2 protein-coding genes are annotated in these 3,343 nt (G+C 33.8%); both read left to right on the forward strand.

Going from position 1 to position 3,343, the window contains the following annotated elements; all coding sequences use genetic code 11:
* Positions 1 to 114: 114 nt before the first annotated feature.
* On the forward strand, positions 115 to 2,094 hold the full coding sequence (locus ACW2QF_RS18780) for a lectin like domain-containing protein (RefSeq protein ID WP_455717545.1): 1,980 nt from the start codon (positions 115 to 117) through the stop codon (positions 2,092 to 2,094).
* 393 nt (positions 2,095 to 2,487) lie between these two features.
* Positions 2,488 to 3,343 (forward strand): C1 family peptidase (locus ACW2QF_RS18785; RefSeq protein ID WP_455717546.1); only part of this gene is annotated, 856 nt, incomplete at its 3' end.

A 3,343-nucleotide genomic window follows, 5' to 3' on the forward strand; every position in this document is an offset into this window, starting at 1 on the left:
ATAATATTAATTGTAACAAATAACCAATAATTTCGCGTAATTGTAAAATATTAATTAAACATTAAGATTGATTAAGTTTTACAAGCAAAATTATTTTCGAAAGGAGTAATTATTATGAGAAAAAAGACAAACTTATTGATGTGTGTATTAGTTCTATTTTCAGTGATGTTCACAACTAATGCACAAGCAAAGACATTACCAACTACTAATGATAATAATTACGGATATAATGATGTTGAAGTCAATATCCCCAGTGTAGAAGAAAGTACTAATCCTAATGTGAGAGGAGCATATGTTCCAGAATCTTATAATTCTGTAAATTTGAACTATGTTTCTAAAGTGAAGAACCAAGGTGGGTATGGAACCTGTTGGGCATTTGGAGCCATTAATACAGCAGAATCTAGTATGATTAAAAAGTATGGTCTCCAGGTTGCTACTGATTATTCTGAACTCCACCTTGCTTACAATTTTTATCATACGCAGGTAGATCCACTTGGTAATACTGCAGGTGACTCTACCACTGCCATTCGTAGTACATATTTAGACTTAGGTGGTAATAGCGTCTTCACGGTAAAGAATTTTGCTAACTGGGTTGGTGCTGCTGATGAAAGTTTAGCAGCTTACTCTAACGCAAGTAGTTATGAAACGGATATGGCAAAAAAAACAGCAGAAGAGAGGACAGCCATCAGCTTTAATGATTTAGCTCATATGCAGAATGCTTACATTATTAATTATAATGATAAATCTACAATCAAACAATTGATTATGGAGAACGGTGCTGGAACAATTTCATACTATGCATCTGACAATAGTGGCTACAACAGTAAGACGGGTGCATATTATCAAAATAGTACATATTCAACAAATCATTGTGTTTCTGTTGTAGGGTGGGATGATAATTACGCAGTTAGTAATTTCAATAGCAGTAAGACCCCAAACGGACCAGGAGCTTGGCTAATAAAAAATAGCTGGGGTAGTTCATATGGTAACAGTGGATACTTCTGGCTATCTTATTATGACACTTCTCTTAGTAATGTATTTTTCTTTGATTTCGAAAGAAATGATAACTATGATAACAATTATCAATATGATGGAAGTTGTGGAAATCGAACAGATTCTGAATATTGTAATTCGTTATCAGCTTCCAATGTATTCTCATCACAAAAGCAGAAAGAAACACTAGATGCGGTTTCTTTTTATAATACAAATAATGTTAATAATACCTATGAAATATCTGTATATCAAGATTTGACGGATTTATCAAAACCAGATTCCGGTACACTAGTTGCATCTATGCAAGAAACTGCGCCATATGTTGGATACTATACTGTTCCATTAGAAACACCAGTAACGTTAACAAAAGGGACAACGTTCTCCGTTGTTGTTACTCAGAATTCTAGTAATAAACAGTATTTATATAGCGCTGTAGATGAAACATATACAAATGGAGACTGGATCAGTTTTACTTCGATTACTAATCCGGGACAGAGTTTTTCTAAAGTCGATAACAATGACTGGGTTGATATCAGTAATAATGGTACGAATAATCGTATTAAGGCATTTACTACGAATATAGAAGATAATTCGGATAACTATTCTATTAACTATGTTCTAAATGAAGGAGAAAATAATACAAACAACCCAAAAACTTATAACTCTGAAAGTGAAACAATAAACCTCTTACCAGCTACAAGAACAGGTTATACTTTTGATGGTTGGTATTTGGATGCAGATTTTACAAACAAGATTACAGAAATTACGAAAGGCACGACTGGAGATATTGTTCTGTACGCAAAATGGACAAAACAAGAAGAAATTACTGATAAAATAATTGTTCATTATTATACAGAAGAAGGCGGAGCTAATATTTTCTATTGGAGTTGTGTCTCAAAAGATAATAAATATACCAATAATACATGGCCAGGAGATAGCATGACTTCTGAAGGTGACAATTGGTACACGTATACATTGGAAGATGCAGTAGGTGTAACCTTAAAGTTTATTTACAATAACCAGGAGAAGACTTCAGATCAAAAATTAACTGCTGGAGAATGGTGGTATTATAACAATCAGTGGTATTCAGCTAAGCCATAGAACAAAAAATAAGTGTCAGGTAGAGGCAGTAAATGATATCTAAATGGCATATCTTGAATAGACAGTTACAAGTGTAACTGTCTATTCGTCATCCTATTATAGAGCAGAATTACAACATTGTTATTGGAATAAAAAATAATAATAAAAACAATATAGAATTGGTAAAAAATTACTTATAAGAGATTAAGTTTTAATAGTAATCGATTAAGTAATAAACGAAAAAACATATTATAAAATGGAAAAAATCAGCAAAATTATCATGTAAATGGTAGTACAATATTAATTGTAACAATTAACCAAGTAAATTCAGTGTAATTGTAGAACTCTTTCTAGAAGACTAAAGCAGTGATAAGAGTTTCGCAAACACAATTTATTTCGAAAGGAGAGATTATTATGAGAAGAAAGCCACATCTAATTATGGGGGCATTAGTTCTATTTTCAGTGATGTTTACTACTAATGCTCAAGCAGAGACGTTACCACCTACTAATGATAATAATTACGGATATAATGACGTTGACATCGATATCCCAAGTGTAGAAGAAGACATCAATTATCCGAGGATAAGGGAAGGGGATGTTCCAGAAACTTACAACTCTGTAGATTTGAACTATGTTTCTAAAGTAAAGGATCAAGGTTCGTATGGTACCTGTTGGGCATTTGGAGCCATTAATACAGCAGAATCTAGTATGATTAAAAAGTATGGTTTCCCTATCGCTACTGATTATTCTGAACTCCACCTGGCTTACAATTTTTATCATACTCAGGTAGACCCACTTGGTAATACAGCAGGTGATTCCACTGTAGCCAAGGGTGCTACATATTTAGATTTAGGCGGTAATAGTATCTTCACCGTAAAGAATTTTGCAAACTGGGTTGGTGCAGCTGATGAAAGTATAGCGGATTATTCTGGCGCAAGTAAATATGAAGCGGAGATGGCCAAAAAGACGGCAGAAGAGAGGACAGCCATCAGCTTTAATGACTTAGCTCATATGCAGAATGCCTATATTCTTAATTATGATGACAAATCTATCATCAAACAATTGATTATGGATAATGGTGCTGGAACAATCTCATACTATGCATCAGACAATAGCGGCTATAACAGTAAAACAGGTGCATATTATCAAAATAGTACCACTTCGCAGAATCATTGTGTTTCTGTTGTTGGCTGGGATGATAACTACGCAGTTAGCAACTTCAATAGCAGTAAGTGCCCACCAGGACCAGGAGCTTGGCTAATAAAAAATA

The organism is Anaerosporobacter sp., assembly GCF_965301125.1.

Coding starts and splice junctions, on each gene's coding strand:
- ACW2QF_RS18780 (WP_455717545.1), top strand. CDS start 115: ATGAGAAAAAAGACAAACTTATTGATGTGTGTATTAGTTCTATTTTCA.